Below are 21,218 nucleotides of genomic sequence, written 5' to 3'. Positions count from 1 at the left end.
CTCCCCCAACGCCGTCGCGCGCCCCGCCCCTCAGACCCGGCTCCCGGTCGCCGTGTCGGCCGACAGCCGCTGGGCGACGTAGATCGGGAGGACGGAGAGCAGCACCAGGACGGCCGCCACCACGTTCACCACGGGCGCCTGTTGGGGCCTGGTCATGTTGTTGAAGATCCAGATGGGGAGGGTCTCGATGCCGGGCCCGGCGGTGAACGTCGTCACCACGATCTCGTCGAAGGAGAGCGCGAAGGCGAGCAGTCCGCCCGCCAGAAGGGCCGAACGCACCAGCGGGAAGGTGACGTCGACGAAGGCACGGAAGGTGTCGGCGCCCAGGTCCATCGCGGCCTCCTCGTAGGAGCCGGAGGTCCGCCGCAGCCGGGCGACGACGTTGTTGAAGACGACGACGATGCAGAACGTGGCGTGGCCGACGATCACGGTGAACAGTCCCAGGCCCACCCCCAGCGGCTGGAGGACCGTGCCGAAGGCCGAGTTGAGGGCGATGCCGGTGACGATGCCGGGCAGGGCGATCGGCAGGACGACCACGAAGGAGATCGTGCCGCGGCCGAAGAACCGGTGCCGGGCGACGGCGAACGCGATCAGCGTGCCGAGGACGAGGGCGATCGTGGTCGCCCCCAGCCCGGCCTTGACCGAGGTCCACAGCGCTTCGCGGGCACCGGAGTTGCGCCAGGCGACGGACCACCAGTGCAGGGTCAGGCCGGGCGGCGGCCAGCTCGCGCTGCGGTCCGGGTTCAGGGAGTTGACGACGACCAGCAGCAGGGGCACGTAGATCACGGCGAAGCCGACCCCGGCGGCGACGCGCAGGGCGATGCGCGCGGAACGCGAGAGTTGCACGGCGGGCTCCTTCTCCAGGCTCTACAGGCTGCTGAGCGCGCCCGTACGCCGCATGGCGAGCAGGTACAGGACGATGACGACGACCGGGACCGTGCCGAGCGCGGCGGCCATGGGCAGGTTGAGCTCGATGTTGGAGTACACGAGGTTGCCGATCAGCTGGGTCTTGCCGCCGACGATCTGCACGGTGATGTAGTCGCCGAGGCTGAGCGAGAACGTGAAGATCGACCCGGCGGCGACGGACGGCAGCACCATCGGCAGCACGACCGAGCGGAAGGTGCGCCAGGTCCTGGCCCCCAGGTCGGCGGAGGCGTCGAGCAGGTTGGCGGGCAGCTGCTCCAGGGCCGTGTGGATCGGCAGGATCATGTACGGCAGCCAGAGGTAGGTCAGGGTCAGTACGGCGGCCGGCAGACCGAAGCCGGGGCCGCTGAGCCCGAACGGCCTGAGCATCCAGTCGGCGAGGCCGCCCTCGGACAGGATCAGCCGCCACGCGTACACCTTGACCAGGTAACTGGCCCACAGCGGGGTGAGGATGGCGACGACGAGCAGCGGGCGCCACCTGGGCCGGGCGACCCGGGCCGTGTAGAAGGCGACCGGGAAGGCGAGGACGGCGCACAGCACGGTCACCGCGGCGGCCACCCCCACGCTGCGCAGGATCACCTGCCGGTAGACGGGCGTCGTGAACAGCTCGTGGAAGTTGTCGGCCGACCAGACCTTCACGACCTCGGAGGTGAAGGAGTCCGTCGTCCAGAACGCGGAGACGAACAGCACTGTGAGCGAGCCGAGGTAGACCACGGCCAGCCACAGCAGCGGGGCGGTCAGCAGCAGGGCCAGACGGAGGCGGGGGCGGCGGTGCAGCGCCCCCGCGGTCCGGGTCAGCAGGGCCACGCCTCAGCCCTTGATCTCGGTCCAGGCCTGCACCCACTTGGCGTAGGGCACGCACTTGACGTCGGTGCGGCCGTCGAGGCACTGCTCGATGGGGGTGTTCCAGAAGGCGATGTTCTTCCAGTAGCCCTCGTCGGCCGCGTGGTAGGTGGCGCAGAAGTTCTTGTCGCTGGTGAGGTCGCAGGCCTTGGAGTTGGCGGGCGCCTCGCCGAAGTACTCGGCGACCTGGGCGTTGACCTTCGGGGAGACGATCCAGTCCAGCCATTTGTAGGCGCAGTTGGGGTGCTTGGCCTTGGCGGAGACCATCCAGGTGTCGGACCAGCCGGTGGAACCCTCCTTGGGCACGAACGCCTTGACCTTGGCGCCCTCGCCCGCGGCGAGGCTGGCGATGACCTGCCAGGTCGTGCCGACGACGGAGTCACCGCTCTTGAAGGCGGAGATCTCCTTGAGGTAGTCGCTCCAGTACTCGCCGATGTCCGCGTTCTGCTTCTTCAGCAGGCCGACGGCCGCGTCGAACTGCTTCTGGTCCAGCGCGTAGGGGTCCTTGATCTTCAACTCGGGCTTGGTGGCCTTGAGATACAGGGCGGCGTCGGCGATGTAGATCGGCGAGTCGTACGCGGTGACGTGGCCCTTGTACTTCGCGGCGTCGTCGAAGACCGCGGCCCAGGAGGTCGGGGCCGGGGTGACCTTCTGGGTGTTGTACATCAGCAGGTTGGCGCCGCGGCCGTGCGGGATGCCGTACATCTGCCCCTTGACGGAGTTCCAGGCGCCGTTCTTCAGGCCGCTGAAGATGTCCTTGTAGTTCGGTACGAGCTTGGTGTTGACGGGGGCGGCGTCGCCGGAGGCGATCAGGCGCAGGGAGGCGTCGCCGGAGGCGGAGACGGCGTCGTACTCGCCGGTCTTCATCAGCTTGACCATCTCGTCGGAGCTGGCGGCGACCTTGGAGTTCACCCGGCAGCCGGTCTGCTTCTCGAAGTCGGTGACCCAGTCGACCTTGGGGTCGTTGGAGCCGTCCTCGACGTAGCCGGCCCAGGCGATCAGGTTGACGCTGCCCTCGGGCTTGCCGAGTTTCGACGGCGCCTTGAGGTCAGGGGGGTTGAGGCCGCCGGCCGCCGAGCCGCCGCCGGAGTCGCAGGCGGTGGCGGCCAGCAGGAGTGCGGCGGCACAGGCCGCGACCTGGAAGGTTCGGGTGAGGCGCACGTCGTTCTCCCAATCGAGGTGGAGCGGGATCAGGGGTGGTCCGGGACCGGGACGGTGTGGCGGCGGTGCCACTGGAGCCGCACCCGGGTGCCGCGGTAGGCGGCCACGTCCTCGGCGGACGTCTCCAGGTTCTGCTGGAGGGCGGTGAGGCGGCCGCCGGCGTCGAGGTCGACGAGGAAGCGGGTGGCGTCGCCGAGGTAGACGACCTCGGCGACGGTGCCGACGGCGGTGGTGTGCTCCGGCTCGTCGGGTTCGGCGGACTCCTTCAGCACGCGGATCTTCTCGGGGCGGATGCTGTAGATGCCGGGGGTGCCGACGATCCGCTGGGCGGACTCGCCCTCCAGCAGGTTGGAGGTGCCGACGAAGGAGGCGACGAACGCGGTCGCGGGGCGTTCGTAGATCTCGGCGGGGGCGCCGACCTGTTCGATGCGGCCCTGGTTGAAGACGGCGATGCGGTCGCTCATCGTCAGGGCCTCCTCCTGGTCGTGGGTGACGAAGACGAAGGTGATGCCGACCTCGCGCTGCAGGGCCTTGAGCTCGACCTGCATCTGTTCGCGCAGCTTCAGGTCGAGGGCGCCCAGCGGTTCGTCCAGGAGCAGCACCCGCGGCCGCCCCACCAGGGCGCGGGCGAGGGCGACACGCTGGCGCTGGCCACCGGAGAGCTGTGCGGGCCTGCGCTTGCCGAAGCCCTCCAGGCGGACCTCGGTGAGGGCCTTGCGCGCCCGCACCAGCCGCTCGGCCTTGGGGACCTTGCGGACCTTGAGGGGGTAGGCGACGTTCTGCTCGACGCTCATGTGCGGGAAGAGGGCGTAGTCCTGGAAGACCGTGTGCACGTCCCGCTCGAAGGGGGCGAGGCCCGTGACCTCCTGGCCCGCGAGCTCGATGCGTCCGGCCGTCGGTGTCTCGAACCCGGCGATCATCCTCAGGACCGTGGTCTTGCCGGACCCGGACGGCCCGAGCATCGAGAAGAACTCGCCGTCAGCGATGTCCAGGTCGACCCCGGCCACGGCGTCGGTCTCCCCGAACGACTTCCGCAGATCCCGCAGCCGGATCGCACTTCCCTCCATGCAGGGGAACCTTTCTGGCGCTGTCCTCGTTTCACGGAAAGATATGAAGTCATAGTTCAAAGCTCAAGGCCCCCTTAGGGTAAAGCTTGAGTCAACGCGGAAGGTGGTGGCCGTGAAGCAGCAGCAGATGGACGGCGGCGCCCGCGGAGCCGTCTTCGCCCCGGTCGACAGCCGGGCGCGGGTGGACGCGGTCGTGCGCCGCATCGGCGACGCCATCGAGCTCGGCCTGCTCGCCGACGGCGAGCAGCTGCCCGGCGAGACCGAGCTGGCCGGCCGGCTCGGGGTGTCCACCGTGACCCTGCGCGAGGCCCTCATGGCCCTGCGTCAGCAGGGCCTGGTCACCACCCGCCGCGGCCGCGGCGGAGGATCCTTCGTCTCCCTCCCCGAGGTCCCCGGCGAGGAGCGCCTCAGGGCCCGCCTGCGCGGCTGGAGCACCGAGGAACTGCGCGACCTCGGCGACCACTGGGCGGCCCTGTCGGGCACGGCGGCACGGCTCGCCGCCGAGCGCACGGAACCGGACGACCTCCTGCAACTGCGCCGTACGGCTGACGAGTTGGCGCACGCCCAGGACGCACCGGCCCGCAGCCGCGTATACGGCCGCTTCCATGTCGAGCTGGCCGCGGCCGCCCAGTCGGCACGCCTGACCCGGGAGCAGGTGGCCCTGCAGACCGAGGTCGGGGCCCTGCTGTGCCTTGTGCTGGGGGACGACGAATATCGTGAAGAGGTGGCGGACCGTCACCGCGCCGTAATCTCCGCCGTGCAGGATGGGGCCCACGATTCGGCCAGGCAGCTGGCCGAGCGGTGCGTCCTGGAGTCCACGACACGGCTCATCGCCGTACGGATGTCCCTCTAGCCGCGCCGCGTCCGGTCACCGTCCGCTGGAGGGCGCATGAGGCTCGCGACCACGGCGCTCGGCACGGCAGCGGAGGAGTCGGTCGCGGCCGGGGTCGGCTCCGCCCTTGAGCACGTGTTCGAGGCCGTCTCCGCCACCCGCTCCGAGACGGCCGCACTGCTGGCTCGGGTGGCCGCCGAGGGCCGCCGCCCCGCCACCGTGGACCTCGCGGCCCTGCGCCCCGGCCTGCACACGCGGCTCGCCCGTATGGAACTGGTGTCGGGGGTGGGCTTCGTCGCCGCGCCGGGCCTGCTCGGCGACGTGCCGGCCTGGCTGGAGTGGTGGCAGTCCGACGCGCAGGGGGACGTCCGGCCGCTCCTGCTCGACCTCGACCCCGACCACTCGGCCTACGCCGACTACACGCACTGGGACTGGTTCGCGCTGCCCCGCGACACCGGCGAGCGCGCGGTGGCGGGACCGTACGTCGACTACCTCTGCTCCGACGAGTACAGCCTCACGCTGTCCGCACCGGTCGAGCTGGAGGGCCGGTTCGCCGGGGTCGCCGCGGCCGACGTCTACCTGCGGCACTTCGAGGCGGCCGTTCTGCCTCTCCTACGGCGGCTGCCCCGCCCGGCGCACCTGGTCAACGCGCGCGGCCGGGTGGCGGCCTCCGCGGACCCGGCGCATCTGGCCGGGTCGCTCACCAAGGGCCCTGACTTCGCCGCCGTGCTGGAGCGGCGGCGGCCCTCGACGGCCGGCGGCACCCTCCTCGTGCCCTGCGGGGGCGTGCCGCTCGTCCTGGTGACGCACCCACCACTGACATGACACCGTCGGCGACCTGAACGCCGACGGGGCCAGGTCAGCGCTCGGCGGCCGGCACCACCCGCAGGTGCGCGCCCGCCGACCGTGCCCTGGGCGACCTCGGACGGTCGCGCCGGGTTTCCCGCAGCACCAGCGTCCATCGCGTGTACCCCATCTCGCGCAGGGTCCGCGGCGTCTCGTCGACGACCCGGCAGTCCGTGGCGCCCCATCGCGGATCGGGGTGGAGCAGGGGCCGCACCGCGCCGTCGTGCTCCACGGCCCGCTCCCCCACCACGCTCATCCAGCGGGGCAGCCCCTGCCGGTAGGCGGCGTCCATGATGGGGTCCTGGGCGATGTCCCGGCGGATGGCCTGCAGACCGTGATCCTGGCCGTACCGCTCCACGGCGGCCGCGAAATGGGCCAGCATGGGCAGGCACCAGCTCGACTCGTGCTCGCCGAGCACGGTCCCCGCGTCGGGGTGGAACAGGACGAACCGCAGGAAGTTCTCGCCCGGCATGGCGGAGGGGTGCGGACCCACCCCGCCGAAAAGTGACGCGAAAGCGTTGTTGGAGAGAACGACGTCCCACCGGTGGTCGAGCACGACCGACGGAAAGGGAACGGCGTCCAGGAGGGTGGCGTAGTCCTGCAGGTACGCCTGGGCCCCAAGACTCTCGGGGACGGGCCGCGGTGCCGGCCGCCGCCCTCCTGCCTGATGTGCCATCGGGAGGTCACCCCTCTTGCCTATGCGGCCTTCACGCGGCGCCTTGATCCTGCGGCCCGGACGCGAGTCGTGTCAACTATCGTGGCATTTCATGCTCGTTGACGGCTGAAACTGGCCACAGTTGTGGCGAGACCTGGATGTGAGTTCGAAACTCCCGGTAATGTCCGTCGAGTTCACGGCAACCGCTTGTGAGAATCCTGTTGGGATACGTAGGAGATCTGTCGGTGACGGACGGCATCGAGGCTCCGGGGACCACGCCGGCGACCGCCGCGCTCTCGGCAGTCGTCGCTCGCGTCGGCACGCTCGCCGACCGGCTCGGCGTGCCGCACACGGAGATCTTCGACACCCGCCGCCTGTCGGCCGCCTCCGGCGTCCCCGAACCCGTCGTCAGGGCCCTCCTCGGCGGCCGCCCGGCCGGCGAACCGGACGTCCAGGCCCGCTTCCTGCAGCGCCTGGACCTGCTGCGCCGCACCCGTCTGAAGCCGAACGGCCGCAGGTACACCCAGCAGGAGATCGCCGACGGCGCGGGCATGTCCCGCCAGCAGGCCGGGGCCCTGATCAACGGCGACCGCCGCCCGACCATGGAACACTGCGACGCCATCCAGCGCTTCTTCCGCGTCCACGCGGGCTTCCTCACCGCCGAGGACCCCGAGGCCCTGACCACCGCGCTGCAGAGCACCGAACAGGACCTCCTGCAGCGGCTGGCCGAACGCGACGAGGCCGGCACCGCCGCGGACCCGCTGGAGAAGCTGCTGCAGGACCACGGCGTCCGCGGCATCGCCTGGCGGGCCGCCCAACTGCCCACCGACCAGCACCGCGACAAGGTGGCGGAGTGGCTGGACATGCTCCTGGAGGGCGTCAAGCGACCGGAGGGCTAGAGCCTGCCGTTTGGATCAGCTCGGCGTCGCGGCCCCTGGCGCGCACATCTGCGGCGTCGTCGTCACTCGCCGACTCCCTCCTCCGCTTTGCAGCTGCACGCACCAGACCCCGCTCGGGTCCGCCGCGGCCCACTGCTCCCTGCAGCCGAGCTGATCCACACCACAGGCCCTGGAGCCCTCGGCGGCCCGCTCGGCGAGCCGGTGTCACGTGGCGCTGCGTTCGCTCGCCTCTCTCAGTCCCCGCTCCGCGCCGCGGCCCGGGCCCTGGCCGACCAGCAGCTCCCGCCACCGCTCCCGGCTCCAGTGCGCCGCCTCGGTGCCCTCCGTGAACTCCTCGACCAGCGCCACGAACCGCCCCGGATCGCTGTGGAACGGAAAGTGCCCGGCGCCCTCGAAGATCTCCAGCCGGCTGCCCGGCATCGCCTCGTGCGCCCGGTACGCGTGCCGCACCGGCACCACGCTGTCCCGGTCGCCCCACAGCAGCATGGTCGGCATGCCCTGCGTCAGGTAGCACCGGTCGAGCATGGTCACCACCTGGCCGCGCCAGTCGACCACCGCCCGCAGCGTGCGGATGAACGCGTTGCGGGACGTCTCGTCCGGCAGCGCGTCCACCAGCGTGAGCAGTTCCGAGGCGTCCTGCCCGAGATCGGTGTCCAGCAGTCTCATCAGCCGTACCGCCGCCCCCACTTGCCACCGCATTCCCGGCAGCCGCAGGGCGGAGAGCGCCAGATGGGCTCCGGGCAGCGACACGAACCGCAGGACGGGGTTGACCTCCCGGCCCACTCCGCCCGCGCTGACCAGGATCAACCGCTCGGTCCGCTCGGGGAACTGGTAGGCGAACTGCATGGCCACCCCGCCGCCCAGGGAATGCCCCACCAGCGTCGCCGACTCGATGCCGAGCGCGGTCAGCAGATCGCGCACGCCGTTCGCGTACGCGGCCACCGAGTAGTCCGCCCGGGGCTTGTCCGAGTCCCCGTGGCCGAGCAGGTCGGGCGCGATGACCGTGTGCGTCCGGGCGAGATCGGGGATCAGCTCGGCCCAGGTGGCCGAGGAGTCGCCGATCCCGTGGATGAGCACCAGCGCCGGCCCCTGCCCCGCCCTGCGGAAGGCACGCCGGTATCCGTGCACCACCCGGTGGTGCAGCTGAAGTTCGCCGTCGCGGACCGGACGCAGCCGTGCGGCGCGCACCGGACGCGGGAGCGGGACGTCGACCATGCGCACGCCTCCCCTTCCCGGGCCGCCCCAAGGCGGCCGAAAGCCCTTGGCTCCAGCCTAGAACCGCTTTCCGACAAGGGATTTCGAGGACGTTTCACCTCCGCTAAGCGGGCGATCCGAAGCGTCCTCGAAGCCCATTGTCAGTGGCGGACGGCAAGCTGGACCCACGCACTCGAGTGAATGCGTGACCGATGACGCCGACACGGGGAGAGCCGACGATGCCGACTGCTGTACTGACCGACCGCGAGCGCACCGCCGTCCAGGCCTACCTGCGGCTGTTGCACACCGTACGAGCCGCCTTCGACGGTCCGCGCGGTGAGGTCCGACCATCCGTGGTACCGCCGTCCGTCCTCGCCGAGGCGGAGCAGGCGCTGGCGGCAGCGGGACTGACGGGGAACGAGGAGGAGTTCTTCCGGCTGCTGCAGAGCTGGTGTCCGGAGCCCTGAAGCCGTAGGACGAGAGCGCCGACCGGGGGCTCAGGCGGGGTGCGGGACCGCGACCGCCGTCGCCACGAGCCCCCGCTGCACGGTCCAGCGGCCCTCGAAGTGCCCCAGCCTGCGACCGCCCACCACCGGCCCGGGGACGAGGAGTTCGGCACGGAAGCCGCCGTGCCGCGGCCGGCCGGTGCCGGCGAACACCTCGATGTCGGCCTCGGCGAAGTCCAGCCAGCGCCCGGTGAGGGGGAACCACGCCTTGTAGACGGACTCCTTGGCGCTGAACAGGAGCCGGTCCCAGTGCACCTCGGGACGCTCCTCGGCCAGGCGGCGCAGCCGTGCCGCCTCCCCGGGCAGGAACACGGTGTCCAGGACCCCGTCCGGCAGGGGCTGGTCGGGTTCGGCGTCGATGCCGATGGAGGCCAGGTCGGTGGCGCGGACCACGGCCGCGGCGCCGTAGCCGTCGCAGTGGGTCATGCTGCCGGCCAGGCCGGCGGGCCAGCGGGGCGCTCCGCGTTCGCCGGGCAGCAGGGGCTGCGGGGGCACGCCGAGCTTCTCCATGGCGCGGCGGGCGCAGGTGCGGACGAGGGCGAACTCACGGCGGCGCTTGGCCACCGCCCGCCTGACGACCTCCGCCTCCTCCGGGTACAGGTGCCCGGGCTCGGTGCCGTCGTCGCCGTGCGCCTCCACGACCACCACCTCGTCCGGCAGCAGCTCCTCGATCACCCGTCCCCGACCTCCCTCGTCCGGTCCCGGCCGCACGGCTCGTCCCCAGGATCCCTCATCCGGCGCCGCCGTTCCGCGGCAGCACCGGCCGCAGCCGTGCCGGTGGTCGCGACCGCCCGCGCCACTCCCGTGGGTAGCCGACGGAGACCTCCTCGAAGCGGACGCCGTCCTGCCAGGTCGTCCGGGGGATGTGCAGATGGCCGTAGACCATCGTCCGCACGCGGTGGCGCAGGTGCCAGTCGGCGGTCAGGGCGGTGCCGCACCACATGGCGAACTCCGGGTGCCACAGCACGTCGCAGGGGTGCCGGTGCAGGGGGTAGTGGTTGACCAGGACGGTGGGCAGGTCGTCCGGAAGGGCGGCGAGCCGGCGTTCGGTCGCGGCGACCCGGGCCCGGCACCAGGCCTCCCGGGACGGGTAGGGGTCGGGGTGCAGAAGGTACTCGTCGTTGCAGACGATGCCGGTGCCGTGCGCGTGGGCGAGTCCCTCGTCCTTGGTGGCGCAGCCGGCCGGCAGGAACGAATAGTCGTACAGGAGGAAGAGCGGTGCGACGGCCACGGGTCCGCCGGTGCCCTCCCAGACGGGGTAGGGGTCCTCGGGCGTCGTGACGCCCAGGTCACGGCACATCTCGACGAGGTGCTCGTAGCGGGCGACGCCGCGCAGCGCGACGGGGTCATTCGGACGGGTCCACAGTTCGTGGTTTCCGGGCGCCCAGATCACCCGGGCGAACCGGCTCGCGAGGGTCTTCAGCGCCCAGCGGATGTCGGCGACGGTCTCCGAGACGTCGCCGGCGACGAGCAGCCAGTCGCCGTCGGACCCGGGGCGCATCGCCTCCACCAGGGCCCGGTTCTCGGGGTACCCGACGTGCAGGTCGCTGATGGCCAGCAGCCGCCCGGTGCCCTCGGCCGTCGACGTCACCTCTCGCCCCCCTCCGCGCCCTGTCACACGTGCGGACGCGACCCACGGGACCACATTCGCGACGTGTGGACAAGGCGGCATCCGGGGCCGTGCGCAGGTCCGCGCGGGGGCGGGCCGGTGCGGTCGGGCGGAAGCGGCCGATCCGTAACACGCGCGTTGCACGCGCAGCCCCGGGAAAGCCGTATGATCGCCCCACCACCACCGCATGCATCTCCCTTCACAGGGGCGGTTTGGTGACCCTCCATCTCCCCTGCCCGGGCACGGGCTGCTCCGCCCTGCCCGTGAACCGTGAAAGGACGGCTTGCATGGTCTCTCGCGTACGCGTCTGGCTCAACCGCACGTACGCGGAGAACGTGTTCTTCATGGATCAGCTGCGGCGAAATCCGAGTGATCGCGCGGTCGAGATCCATGCGACGCACGGCGACGCGGACTCGCCCGTGCTGGCCGCCGCCGACACCGCCGAACTGGAGCCGGAGGGCCTGTCCTCCGCCGCCTACGTCGAGTACGCGCTGGCCCAGTGCCGCCGCCGCGGCATCGACGTGTTCGTGCCCCGGCTGGAGCAGTCGGCGATCGTCGCGCACCGCGCGGACTTCGAGGCGGTCGGCACGGCGCTGCTGGCGCCGCCGCCGGAGGCCGTGGCCGTCTTCGAGGACAAGGTGATCGCCTACGAGGCCGTGCAGGCGATCGGGGTGCCGGTGCCCCCGTGGTGGCGGGTCCGCGGGGTCGACGAACTCGTCGCCGCCGTCGAGGAGTTGGAGGCGGCCGGGCACAAGGCGTGCTTCAAGCCGGCGTCCGGTGCGGGCGGGGTCGGCTTCCGGGTGATCACGCGTGCGCCCTTCTCGATGGCGCAGCTGACCGGCTTCCCGAGCCCGTACGTGCCCTTCGACCTGGTCGTCTCCGCGCTCAAGGACAGCGACGAGCCGGTGGACTGGCTGGTGATGCCGCGGCTGGAGCAGCCGGAGGTGTCGGTGGACTGCCTGACCGGGCCGGACAACCGGGTGCGGCTGGCCATCGGCCGGACGAAGAACGGCCGTCGGCGCGGGTTCACGCTCAACGAGCAGTGGCTGGAGCCGGCGCGGCGGATCGCGGAGGGCTTCGGTCTGCACTACCTGTCCAACATCCAGTTCCGGATGTTCGGCGACCGCCCGGTACTGATGGACGTCAACACGCGACCCGCGGGCGGGCTGCACCAGCTGTCGCTGTGCGGGGTCAACGCCCCTTGGGCGGCTGTGCAGTTGGCGCTCGGGGAGGACCCGGGCGAGATGGCGCCGCCCTTCCTGGGGCAGGACTACACGGTGGTGTCGGGGCCCCGGCCGCTGCGTGCGGTCTCCCTTCCCCAGCAGCGGGCCGAGGAGACCGGGACGCTGCTTCCGGCGGTGCCCGCACAGACGGCGGAGCCGGTCGAGGTCACTCCTTCCGGGGCGGCCGGCCGGGCCATCGCGCCCGCCTAGATCTCACCTCCACACCGGTCTGGACCAATCACGGCGCAACGTCTTGACACCGTGACTGGTCCAGACCAACTTGGTTGCGCACACCCCTGCTCTTCTCTCTGCACTCCCGAACACCCCCATTTCCCCAGGGAGATCGCGTGCGCGACACACTCAGACGTTCCAGACACCGGCTCCTCGCCCTGGTCGGCTCCGCCGCTCTCGCGCTCGCCGGGGCCATCGCCCTCCCGGGCACGGCCCAGGCGGCCAACATCCTGACCAACCCCGGCTTCGAGTCCGGCAGCCTCTCCCCCTGGACCTGCACCGGGAACCTCGGCTCGGTCGTCTCCTCACCCGTCCACGGCGGCTCCAAGGCGCTGCAGGGCGCGGTCACCGACAGCGACAACGCGCAGTGCACCCAGACCGTGGCGGTCCAGCCCAACACCACCTACTCGCTCAGCGGCTGGGTGCGCGGCTCCTACGTCTACCTGGGCGTCAACGGCGGTGCGTCGACCTGGACCACCTCGCCGTCGGCGTACAGCCAGTTGAGCGTCTCCTTCACCACCGGTGCCTCGCAGACCAGCGCGCAGATCTATGTGCACGGCTGGTACGCGCAGGGGACGTACTACGCCGACGACATCAGCCTCGACGGCCCCGGCGGAGGCGGAGGCGGCGGTGACACCCAGGCGCCCAGCACGCCCTCCGGACTGACCTCCACGGGCAAGACGTCGTCGAGCGTGTCGCTGAAGTGGAACGCCTCGACCGACAACGTCGGCGTCACCGCCTACGACGTCTACAGCGGCTCCAACAACGTGCTCTCCGTCTCCGGCACCTCCGCGACGGTCGGCGGGCTCTCGCCCAGCACGGCCTACACCTTCACCGTCAAGGCGCGGGACGCGGCCGGGAACACCTCCGGCGCCTCCAACTCCGTGAGTGTGACGACCGACGCGGGCGGCGGGGGCGGGACCGGCTTCAAGCAGGCCGCGCCGTACCTGTACGAGGGCTGGGGCGACCCGCCGAACCCGTCGACCGTGATGAGCGCGACCGGCGTCAAGTGGTTCACGATGGCGTTCGTGCTGGACTCGGGTGGCTGCACCCCGGCCTGGGACGGCAGCCGGGCGCTGACGGGCGGCGTCGACCAGACCGCCATCAACCAGATCCGTTCCGCCGGCGGTGACATCGTGCCGTCGTTCGGCGGCTGGCAGGGCAGCAAGCTGGGCGCCAACTGCTCCTCCGCGAGCGCGCTCGCCGGGGCCATCCAGAAGGTGATCGACGCCTACGGCCTCAAGGCCGTCGACATGGACATCGAGAACACGGACGAGTTCGAGAACGAGGCCGTGCAGGCGAAGATCCTGACCGCGCTGAAGACCGTCAAGGCCAACAACCCCGGTCTGAAGACGATCGTCACCTTCGGGACCACCACCACCGGGCCGACGTACTACGGCAACCGGCTCATCGAGCAGGCCCAGTCGCTCGGCGCGAACATCGACGTCTTCACCATCATGCCGTTCGACTTCGGCGGCGGCTCGGACATGTACGGCAACACCGTCAACGCGGCCGAGGGCCTGAAGGCGAAGCTGAAGTCGACGTTCGGCTGGGACGACGCGACCGCCTACGCGCACATCGGCATCTCCGGCATGAACGGCCTGTCCGACCAGCAGGAGAACACCACCCCGGCGATCTGGACCCAGATCAAGGACTGGTCCAACGCCCACCACATCGCGCGGCTCGCCTTCTGGTCGGTCAACCGCGACCGGCCGTGCCCGGGCGGGGGCGTGGTGAGCAACTGCTCCGGCATCAGCCAGAACAACTGGCAGTTCACCTCGATCACGGCCGGCTTCACCGGCTGAGCCGTCGTCGTCACGGGCGTGGGGGTGTCCCGGCCGGATACCCCCACGCCTGCGCCAACTCCGCCAGCCGGGGCGGCAGTTCGGTCCCGGAATCGGCGGTGCGGGCGGGCTGGACGCGGCCCGACCTGATGGTCGCGGACCAGTCGCCGAGCTGAGGCCGGAAGGTGCCGTGGTCCTTGCCGCCGTAGTCGAGCATCGCGGGCTCCCATGCGACGCCGAGGTAGTCGCACAGCGCGTGGGTCGCGCCCTCCGGGTCGGCGGTGAGGTCCTCGTACCGCAGCACGTGCGCGTCCAGGTTCCGCCGCGCCTCCTCGAGCCTCTCGGCGTAGCCGAGGACCTCGGCGCGGATGGCCGCGTGGTCGGGGTCGGTGCGCCGGTCGGTCAGCGAGGCGATGACGGCGCCTGGGTGGCGGAGCAGCAGGATGTACCGGGCGTTGGGCCAGCATCGGTGCAGGCGCGGCCAGATGAGCGCGTTGGGCGGCGTCTTGTCGACGATGACGTCCTTGCCGCTGCGGGTGAGTTCGAGGTGCAGCACCCGGTCCCACAGCAGGTGTTCGAGTTCGTCCTTGTCGAGCCGGAGGGCTTCCATCGCGTCCGCGGTGAACTCGCGGGAGAGGTGGACGTGCAGGGTGCGCAGGTGCATCTCGTGCGGGGCGCGGACGCGGCTGTGGCTGTTGAGCAGCACCCTGAGCAGGGTCGAGCCGGAGCGCACCGAGGACAGCACGAAGACCGGCGACTCCACCAGGCGCGGGGCGGGCGGGGCCGTGTACGACGACTCCGTGCCGCGCGGGGAGGGGATGGCGTCGAGCGTCCGCCGGGGCGGACTCACAGCCTGCGCCATCAGCCTCCCCCGCCGCCTCAGGCCCTTTCGTATCGCGGACATACGCCGGTCACGCACGCTGACACCTCTCTCTTGCCGTTGGCCCGCATCCCAGAGGGAGCGGGCGAACCCCAGGTGTCGCGCAGAAGAACGGCCCTGGTCGCAGACCTCCACGAGGCGTCTGCGACCAGGGCTTTTACCGCTTTCTTAAGATTCGATGGAAATCACCGCCGGACCGGTCAGCCGCGTCGCAGCCGAAGCGTGAGGATCTGGAAGGGCCGCAGGGCGACCGGGACCCCGTCCTCGGCCGTCTCCGCGTCCTCCAGCGGGCGCTCCAGCAGGTCGGTCACCTGGGCCCCGGCCAGCGGGAAGCCGGTGCGCAGGACGCCGGTCGCGCGGCCGCCCCGGGACTCGTAGAGCCGTACCACCACGTCGCCGGACTCGTCGTCGGCCAGCTTCACGGCCTCGACGGTGACGCCCTCGCCCTCGACCGAGACGACCGGCTGCGGCGCGCCCGCCGAATCGGCCACCCGCAGCGGCAGGTTGAGGGCGTAGCCCGCGGCCACCGCGTCCTCGATGCTCGCGCCGGGCAGCAGGGAGTAGGTGAGGTGGTGGCGGCCCTGGTCGGCGCCCGGGTCCGGGATGCGCGGGGCGCGGACCAGGCTGAGGCGGACCGTGGTGGTCGTACCGCCGTCCTCGCGGACCGTGCGGGAGACGTCGTGGCCGTAGGTGGAGTCGTTGATGACCGCGACGCCGTAGCCGGGCTCGCCGACGTGCACCCAGCGGTGCCCGGAGACCTCGAATCGGGCCGCCTCCCACGTGGTGTTGGTGTGCGTGGGCCGCTGGATGTGGCCGAACTGGATCTCGGCGGAGGAGTGCGGAGCCCGGATGTCCACCGGGAAGCCCGCCTTGAGGAACTTCTCCGCCTCGTGCCAGTCGATGTCCGTCTCGAAGTCGATACGGGGGCTGCCGGCACGCAGCGTGATCGTCTGGACGATCTTCGAGCCCTTGCCGAAGGAGCGCGTGACGCGGATCGAGCCGAGCAGCGGGTCGTCGTCGACGATCTCCACGGAGTCGGCGTCGAGGAGGTCCGTGTAGCGGTTCTTGTAGTGCTTGTCGACGTCCCACGCGTCCCAGTAGTTGGGCAGGTCGGTGTGCAGGCGCAGCAGGTTGCCCGCCTCGGCGAGGACCTCGCGGTTCGCCCTCAGGTCGAGAACGGACGAGAGCGTGCCGTCCTCGGCGACCACGACCCGGACCAGGCCGTTGTCGAGGACGCGGCCCTCCACCGTGACGGGGGCCGGGGGTTCGGCCGCCGCGACCGGCGCGCTGCCGTTGGCCGGCACCTCGACGAACGTCGGGAAGCCCGTCGCCGTACGGATGACCTCGGCGCGGTCGAAGGGGCTCGTGTTGAACACCCGAGTGCCGCCGGCGCCCAGCGCGGCCACCGCCTCGGCGGTCAGCGCCTCCAACTCCTCGGCCACGCGCACGTATTCGGCCTCGGCCTCGCGGTGGACCCAGGCGATGGACGAGCCGGGCAGGATGTCGTGGAACTGGTGCAGCAGGACCGTCTTCCACAGCCGGTCCAGCTTCTGGTACGGGTAGGCGTAGCCCGGCGCGTGCAGCGCGGCGGTGGTCGCCCACAGCTCCGCCTCGCGCAGCTTGTGCTCGCTGCGCCGGTTGCCCTGCTTGGTGCGGGCCTGCGAGGTGTAGGTGGCGCGGTGCAGCTCCAGGTAGAGCTCGCCGACCCACACGGGCGCGTCGGGGTACTCGGCGCGGGCCTTGGCGAAGAACTCGTCCGGGTGCTCGACGACGACCTTGGGCGAGCCCTCCAGGTCGGCCAGCCGACGGGCCCGCTCCATGATCTCGCGGGTGGGGCCGCCGCCGCCGTCGCCCCAGCCGAAGGGGGCGAGGGAGCGGGTGGCGTTGCCCTTCTCGGCGTAGTTGCGGACCGCGCGGGACATCTCCTCGCCGCTGAAGCGGGCGTTGTAGGTGTCGACCGGCGGGAAGTGGGTGAAGATGCGGGTGCCGTCGATGCCCTCCCACCAGAAGGTGTGGTGAGGGAAGGTGTTGGTCTGGTTCCAGGAGATCTTCTGGGTGAGGAACCACTCGTTGCCGGCGAGCTTGGCGAGCTGCGGGTAGGCGGCGTTGTAGCCGAAGGAGTCGGGCAGCCAGACGCCCTTGGTCTCGATGCCGAAGTGCTCGATGAAGAACCGCTTGCCGTGGATGAGCTGGCGGGCGATGGCCTCGCCGCCGGGCAGGTTGCCGTCGGACTCCACCCACATGCCGCCGACCGGCGCCCACTGGCCCTTCTTGACGGACTCCTGGATGCGGGCCCACACGTGCGGGTAGTTGTCGCGCACCCACTCGTACTGCTGGGCCTGCGAGCAGGCGAAGACGAACTCCTCGTACTCGTCGGCCAGGGCGGTGACGTTGGAGAAGGTGCGGGAGGTCTTGCGCTTGGTCTCCCGGATCGGCCACAGCCAGGCGGAGTCGATGTGGGCGTGGCCGACGCCGGAGATGACGTGGGCGCTGGCGTTGGCGGGCTTGGACAGCACCGGCCGCAGGGCCTCGCGCACGGCGGCGGCCGAGCCGGCGACGTCGTCCAGGTCGAGCAGGTCCAGGGAGCGGTCGAGGGCGTGCAGGATCTCGTGCCGGCGCGGGTCGTGCTCGCCGAGCTCCACCATCAGCTCGCGCAGCACCTGCAGGTCGAGGTCGAGGTGGAAGACCTCCTCGTCGAGGACGGCGAGGTCGGCGCGCCGGAAGGTGTACAGCGGCTCGTCGCCGGCCGTGCGGACGTCCCCGAGCGGGGTCGGCGCGGTGAAGTTGTTCGCGAGGATGTCGGGGTTGGAGGCCGCCTCGACCAGGTAGTCGATCGGCTCGCCGCCCTGCGCCGGGTTGGCGACGGGTACGTACTGGTTGAGCGGGTTGACCGCCTTCAGCGGGCGTCCGTCGGGCAGGTGGACCAGCGCCTCGGCCTGGTTGCCGGGCCAGTCGCCGGTGAAGCCGAGGTCGATGACCGCCTCGACGCGCCGGCCGGCCCACTCCGCGGGCACCTGTCCGCTCATCCGGAACCAGGTCGTGCCCCACGGCGGGCCCCACGGGGTGTCCATGGCGAAGGGCGCGTAGCGCTGGGACGCGGCCTCCTCGAAGGAGACGGGCTCGCCCGGAGCCTGCCAGGACTCGACCGACATCGGGACGGTGGCCGCGTAGAGCGCGGGCTTGATGCGCTGGGTGTGGAGGCGCTCGGCGCGCTCCTCGATCCGGCGGCGTTCGTCGTGCATCAGGGGTCTCCAGTGAGGCGGCGGCGGGAGTGGCTGGGGGACCTGGAAAGCGCTTTCCAGGTGCCGGTCACCTAAGGTACGCGAGGCCAGGATGGACCGCGGTGTAGCCCTCCACCAGACGTCGGGCCACGTTCACGGAGTCGACCAGCGGGTGCAGCGCGAAGGCCTTGGCGGCCGTGGTGCGGGAGCCGGACTCGGCGGCGGCCAGCACCTCGCGCTCGACGGCCTTGACCGCGCAGACCAGGCCGGTGGCGTGGCCGGGCAGCGGGTCGACGGCGACGGGGTGGGCACCGCTCGCGTCGACCAGGCAGGGCACCTCGATGACCGCGTCGGAGTCGAGCACCGTGAGGCTGGTGCGGTTGCGGACGTTGAGGATCAGGGTGGTGCGCTCGTCGCGGGCGATGGCCCGCATCAGGGCCAGGGCGACCTTCTCGTAACCGCCGGACAGGTCGTCGGCGTCGCGCTCACCGGCGCCGGCGGTCTCCCGGTTCTCGGCCATGTACGTCGCCTCGCGCTCGGCGCGGGTGCGGTCCCACAGCTCCAGGGCGGAGCCGCCCGAGCGCTCGACCTGCTCGTAGAAGCCGGCCTGCTGGTCGCGCAGGAAGGCACCGCGGGTGCGCTCGGCCCGCTGGTAGGAGCGGACGGCCTCGCGGTTGAAGTAGTAGTAGTGCAGGTATTCGTTGGGGATCGCGCCGAGGGAGCGCAGCCAGTCGACGCCGAAGAGCTTGCCCTCCTCGAAGGAGCCGAGCAGGTCGGGGTCGGCGAGCAGGCGCGGCAGCTCGTCACGGCCGGCGACGCGCAGGCCGCGCACCCAGCCGAGGTGGTTGAGGCCGACGTAGTCGATCCACGCCTCCTTCGGGTTCGCGCCGAGCACCCGCGCGATACGGCGACCGAGGCCGACCGGCGAGTCGCAGATGCCGATGACGCGGTCGCCGAGATGGCGGGACATGGCCTCGGTGACCAGGCCGGCGGGGTTGGTGAAGTTGATGACCCAGGCGTCGGGGGCGAGGCGGGCCACCCGCCGCGCGATGTCGACGGCGACGGGCACGGTCCGCAGGCCGTAGGCGATGCCGCCGGCGCCGACCGTCTCCTGGCCGAGGACGCCTTCGGCGAGGGCGACCCGCTCGTCGTCCGCCCGCCCCTCAAGGCCGCCGACGCGGATCGCCGAGAAGACGAAGTCGGCACCGCGCAGGGCGTCGTCGAGGTCGGTCGTGGCGGTCACCGTGGGCGCGTCCGCGACCGGGGCGGCCTGCTCGGCCAGCACCCGGGTCACCGCGGAGAGCCGGCCGGCGTCCAGGTCGTGCAGCACGACCTCGGTGACCCTGCCCGCGCCGCGGTCGCCCAGCAGGGCGCCGTACACGAGCGGCACACGGAACCCGCCGCCGCCCAGAATCGTCAGCTTCACTTGCGCACCTTTCCTGCCACGACCACCTCGACGCCCGCCTCCTGGAGGGAGGAGCGGGTCACCGGGTCGGCCGGGGCGTTCGTGACCACCACGTCCAGGTCCTCGGGACCACAGACCTTCGCCATGCCCGTACCCGGGAACTTGGCGGCGTCCGCGAGCAGGACGACCTTGTCGCTCGCCTTGATCATGGCCCGCTTCACCGGCACCTCGACGACCGTCGTGTCCATCACCTGCCCGCCCGGACGCACTCCACTGGTGCCCAGGAAGAGCCAGTCGGCATGCAGCTGGCGCAGGTTGTCCTCGGTGAGGAAGCCGACGAGGGAGCGGTACTCGCGGCGGACCATGCCGCCGAGCAGGACCAGCTCGATGCCCTCGTCGTCGGCGAGCTCCTCGTAGACGACGAGGTTGCTGGTGATCACCGTCAGCCGGCGGCCGTGCAGCTGCCGGGCGAGCCGGTAGGCGGTGGTGCCGATGTCCAGCAGCACCGACTGGCCGTCCGCGACCATGGCGGCGGCCCGCTCGGCTATGGCGTCCTTCTCGGCCACGCGCACCTCGGCGACCTCGGCGAAGGGCTGGTCGCCCTCCTCCACGACGGCGCCGCCGTGCACGCGGGTGAGCAGGCCGTCCTCCTCCAGCTTGACCAGGTCGCGCCGGATGGTGGCGGGGCTCACGGCCAGCTGCTCGGAGAGATCGGTCACGGACGCGGGGCCGCCGGAGCGCAGGGCCCGCAGGATGAGTTGGTGTCGTCGTTCTGCCAGCACGCCGTGCACACTACTCGTCATCTTCAATCAAATCCATGCTCGCTTCTGCTCGGGTATTGACCAATCTCGTGGATCGGCGCACGATTCCCGTCATCGAAATTGACGGGTTTTGACGAGAGGCGTTCCCGTGGACGACGACAGGCCCGATGTGCTGCTGACCGGGCTGCTCTTCTACGACCTCGTCCTCACGGGGCTCGGGAAGCCGCCGACGCCGGGCGAGGAGATCTGGACGGCCGGCATGGGCTGCGGCCCCGGCGGCATCGCCAACCTGGCGGTGGCCGCGTCCCGGTTCGGTCTGCGCACCTCGCTGGCCACGGTCTTCGGCGACGACTTCTACGGCGAGCACTGCCGGGACGTGCTGTGCGACCAGGAGGACATCGACCTCTCGCTCTCCCGGACCGCGGACGGCTGGCCCACCCCCGTCACCGTCTCGCTCGCCACCGGCGACGACCGGGCGCTCGTCACCCACGGCCAGGAGCCGCCGTACTCGCAGGACGCGCTGATGGGCGACCCGCCCGAGGCCCGCACCGCCCTCGTCCACCTCGAGGCCGAACCCCGCGAGTGGCTCACCAGGTCCGCCGCCGACGGCACCCGCATCTACGCCGACGTCGGCTGGGACCCCACCCAGGAGTGGTCCACCGACCTCCTGGACCAGCTCAAGCTGTGCCACGCCTTCCTCCCCAACGAGACCGAGGCGATGGCCTACACCCGCACCGACAGCGCGGTCGCGGCCCTCGGCACGCTCTCCGAACTGGTGCCGGTGGCCGTGGTCACCCGGGGCGGGGCCGGGGCGGTCGCCGTCGACCAGACCACGGGCGAGTACGCGGAGGTACCGGCCCTCGCGGTCGACGTGCTGGACGCGACGGGCGCCGGTGACGTGTTCGGCGCGAGCTTCGTCGCGGCCTCGCTCGGCGGCTGGCCGCTTCAGGAGCGGCTGCGGTTCGCCGTCCTCGCGGCCGGGCTGTCCGTCCAGCGGCACGGCGGCGCGCTCGCGGCCCCCGGCTGGTACGGCGTCGACCGCTGGTGGCGGTCGCTGACCGACCCGGACCTCCGGCGCGCCTACGGCTTCCTGGCCGACCGCCTGCCGGCGGACCCCGGCCCGCCCGTGCGGTACGCCCCCGTCACCCCGCCGGCCCGCCACCCCTGACCGCGCGGC

Annotated in this window: 19 protein-coding genes; 7 read left to right on the top strand and 12 right to left on the bottom strand. The window is 71.6% G+C overall.

Features of this window, described 5'->3' with window-relative positions:
- Positions 1-30: 30 nt before the first annotated feature.
- From LN251_RS26390 to LN251_RS26375, 4 genes are read right to left on the bottom strand one after another with little or no spacing between them, the layout of a single operon-like run.
- On the bottom strand, positions 31-846 hold the full coding sequence (locus LN251_RS26390; RefSeq protein ID WP_458246570.1) for an ABC transporter permease: 816 nt from the start codon (positions 844-846) through the stop codon (positions 31-33).
- A gap of 21 nt (positions 847-867) precedes the next feature.
- Complete coding sequence (locus tag LN251_RS26385; RefSeq protein ID WP_458246569.1) at positions 868-1,731, bottom strand: ABC transporter permease; 864 nt, start codon at positions 1,729-1,731, stop codon at positions 868-870.
- Positions 1,732-1,734: 3 nt separating this feature from the next.
- Positions 1,735-2,928, bottom strand: coding sequence for an ABC transporter substrate-binding protein (locus LN251_RS26380; RefSeq protein ID WP_458246568.1), 1,194 nt, complete (start codon positions 2,926-2,928; stop codon positions 1,735-1,737).
- A gap of 29 nt (positions 2,929-2,957) precedes the next feature.
- Positions 2,958-3,995 carry an ABC transporter ATP-binding protein gene (locus LN251_RS26375; protein ID WP_458246567.1) on the bottom strand — a complete coding sequence of 346 codons (1,038 nt, stop codon included), beginning with the start codon at positions 3,993-3,995 and terminating at the stop codon, positions 2,958-2,960.
- Positions 3,996-4,122: 127 nt separating this feature from the next.
- Between LN251_RS26375 and LN251_RS26370 the strand changes: the two genes are divergently transcribed.
- Together LN251_RS26370 and LN251_RS26365 are read left to right on the top strand one after the other, a co-directional pair.
- On the top strand, positions 4,123-4,848 hold the full coding sequence (locus tag LN251_RS26370) for a FadR/GntR family transcriptional regulator (protein WP_383665646.1): 726 nt from the start codon (positions 4,123-4,125) through the stop codon (positions 4,846-4,848).
- 36 nt (positions 4,849-4,884) lie between these two features.
- Positions 4,885-5,652 (top strand): cache domain-containing protein, encoded by a 768-nt coding sequence (locus tag LN251_RS26365; protein WP_458246566.1) that lies wholly within the window; start codon positions 4,885-4,887, stop codon positions 5,650-5,652.
- 34 nt (positions 5,653-5,686) lie between these two features.
- On the opposite strand, the gene LN251_RS26360 is transcribed toward LN251_RS26365, so the two are convergent.
- Positions 5,687-6,349 (bottom strand): MmyB family transcriptional regulator, encoded by a 663-nt coding sequence (locus LN251_RS26360; RefSeq protein ID WP_458246565.1) that lies wholly within the window; start codon positions 6,347-6,349, stop codon positions 5,687-5,689.
- A gap of 224 nt (positions 6,350-6,573) precedes the next feature.
- Here LN251_RS26360 and LN251_RS26355 point away from each other — a divergent pair, with 224 nt between their 5' ends.
- Positions 6,574-7,227 carry a helix-turn-helix domain-containing protein gene (locus LN251_RS26355; RefSeq protein ID WP_458246564.1) on the top strand — a complete coding sequence of 218 codons (654 nt, stop codon included), beginning with the start codon at positions 6,574-6,576 and terminating at the stop codon, positions 7,225-7,227.
- Between the two features lie 204 nt (positions 7,228-7,431).
- Here LN251_RS26355 and LN251_RS26350 read toward each other — a convergent pair whose 3' ends face one another.
- Entirely contained in the window at positions 7,432-8,442 is a 1,011-nt protein-coding gene (locus LN251_RS26350) for an alpha/beta fold hydrolase (RefSeq protein WP_058921992.1), read from the bottom strand.
- A gap of 218 nt (positions 8,443-8,660) precedes the next feature.
- Here LN251_RS26350 and LN251_RS26345 point away from each other — a divergent pair, with 218 nt between their 5' ends.
- Positions 8,661-8,888: a hypothetical protein gene (locus tag LN251_RS26345; protein WP_458246563.1), complete on the top strand. Its 228-nt coding sequence runs from the start codon at positions 8,661-8,663 to the stop codon at positions 8,886-8,888.
- 30 nt (positions 8,889-8,918) lie between these two features.
- On the opposite strand, the gene LN251_RS26340 is transcribed toward LN251_RS26345, so the two are convergent.
- Together LN251_RS26340 and LN251_RS26335 are read right to left on the bottom strand one after the other, a co-directional pair.
- Positions 8,919-9,602 carry a 4'-phosphopantetheinyl transferase family protein gene (locus tag LN251_RS26340; RefSeq protein ID WP_458246562.1) on the bottom strand — a complete coding sequence of 228 codons (684 nt, stop codon included), beginning with the start codon at positions 9,600-9,602 and terminating at the stop codon, positions 8,919-8,921.
- A 55-nt stretch (positions 9,603-9,657) separates the two neighbouring features.
- Positions 9,658-10,518: a metallophosphoesterase family protein gene (locus tag LN251_RS26335; RefSeq protein WP_458246561.1), complete on the bottom strand. Its 861-nt coding sequence runs from the start codon at positions 10,516-10,518 to the stop codon at positions 9,658-9,660.
- A gap of 305 nt (positions 10,519-10,823) precedes the next feature.
- Between LN251_RS26335 and LN251_RS26330 the strand changes: the two genes are divergently transcribed.
- Positions 10,824-11,969: an ATP-grasp domain-containing protein gene (locus tag LN251_RS26330; RefSeq protein ID WP_458246560.1), complete on the top strand. Its 1,146-nt coding sequence runs from the start codon at positions 10,824-10,826 to the stop codon at positions 11,967-11,969.
- A 137-nt stretch (positions 11,970-12,106) separates the two neighbouring features.
- Entirely contained in the window at positions 12,107-13,795 is a 1,689-nt protein-coding gene (locus tag LN251_RS26325) for a carbohydrate binding domain-containing protein (RefSeq protein ID WP_458246559.1), read from the top strand.
- Between the two features lie 10 nt (positions 13,796-13,805).
- On the opposite strand, the gene LN251_RS26320 is transcribed toward LN251_RS26325, so the two are convergent.
- The 4 genes from LN251_RS26320 to LN251_RS26305 form a co-directional block, all read right to left on the bottom strand.
- Positions 13,806-14,636, bottom strand: a complete 831-nt coding sequence (locus LN251_RS26320) for a sulfotransferase family protein (protein ID WP_458246558.1) — start codon at positions 14,634-14,636, stop codon at positions 13,806-13,808.
- A 218-nt stretch (positions 14,637-14,854) separates the two neighbouring features.
- Positions 14,855-17,896 carry an alpha-mannosidase gene (locus LN251_RS26315; protein WP_458246557.1) on the bottom strand — a complete coding sequence of 1,014 codons (3,042 nt, stop codon included), beginning with the start codon at positions 17,894-17,896 and terminating at the stop codon, positions 14,855-14,857.
- 67 nt (positions 17,897-17,963) lie between these two features.
- Positions 17,964-19,301: a 6-phospho-beta-glucosidase gene (locus LN251_RS26310; protein WP_458246556.1), complete on the bottom strand. Its 1,338-nt coding sequence runs from the start codon at positions 19,299-19,301 to the stop codon at positions 17,964-17,966.
- On the bottom strand, positions 19,298-20,062 hold the full coding sequence (locus LN251_RS26305; RefSeq protein WP_249838044.1) for a DeoR/GlpR family DNA-binding transcription regulator: 765 nt from the start codon (positions 20,060-20,062) through the stop codon (positions 19,298-19,300). Before LN251_RS26305 ends, LN251_RS26310 begins: the two co-directional genes overlap by 4 nt.
- Positions 20,063-20,189: 127 nt before the next feature.
- On the opposite strand from LN251_RS26305, the gene LN251_RS26300 reads away from it, so the two are divergent.
- The gene (locus tag LN251_RS26300) at positions 20,190-21,209 is read left to right on the top strand and encodes a carbohydrate kinase family protein (RefSeq protein ID WP_458246555.1); all 1,020 of its coding nucleotides are present in this window, start codon (positions 20,190-20,192) and stop codon (positions 21,207-21,209) included.
- Positions 21,210-21,218: the final 9 nt, after the last annotated feature.

It is taken from the genome of Streptomyces sp. MAI_2237, assembly GCF_054189285.1.
Note: the sequence above shows the minus strand (reverse complement) of the source record. Positions and strands in the feature narration are given on the sequence as shown.

Bases quoted from the DNA above. Each gene is read 5' to 3' on its own strand.
- LN251_RS26365 (WP_458246566.1), top strand. From the start codon at position 4,885: ATGAGGCTCGCGACCACGGCGCTCGGCACGGCAGCGGAGGAGTCGGTC.
- LN251_RS26350 (WP_058921992.1), bottom strand. From the start codon at position 8,442: ATGGTCGACGTCCCGCTCCCGCGTCCGGTGCGCGCCGCACGGCTGCGT.
- LN251_RS26360 (WP_458246565.1), bottom strand. From the start codon at position 6,349: ATGGCACATCAGGCAGGAGGGCGGCGGCCGGCACCGCGGCCCGTCCCC.
- LN251_RS26345 (WP_458246563.1), top strand. From the start codon at position 8,661: ATGCCGACTGCTGTACTGACCGACCGCGAGCGCACCGCCGTCCAGGCC.
- LN251_RS26370 (WP_383665646.1), top strand. From the start codon at position 4,123: ATGGACGGCGGCGCCCGCGGAGCCGTCTTCGCCCCGGTCGACAGCCGG.
- LN251_RS26330 (WP_458246560.1), top strand. From the start codon at position 10,824: ATGGTCTCTCGCGTACGCGTCTGGCTCAACCGCACGTACGCGGAGAAC.
- LN251_RS26375 (WP_458246567.1), bottom strand. From the start codon at position 3,995: ATGGAGGGAAGTGCGATCCGGCTGCGGGATCTGCGGAAGTCGTTCGGG.
- LN251_RS26315 (WP_458246557.1), bottom strand. From the start codon at position 17,896: ATGCACGACGAACGCCGCCGGATCGAGGAGCGCGCCGAGCGCCTCCAC.
- LN251_RS26320 (WP_458246558.1), bottom strand. From the start codon at position 14,636: ATGGCGCAGGCTGTGAGTCCGCCCCGGCGGACGCTCGACGCCATCCCC.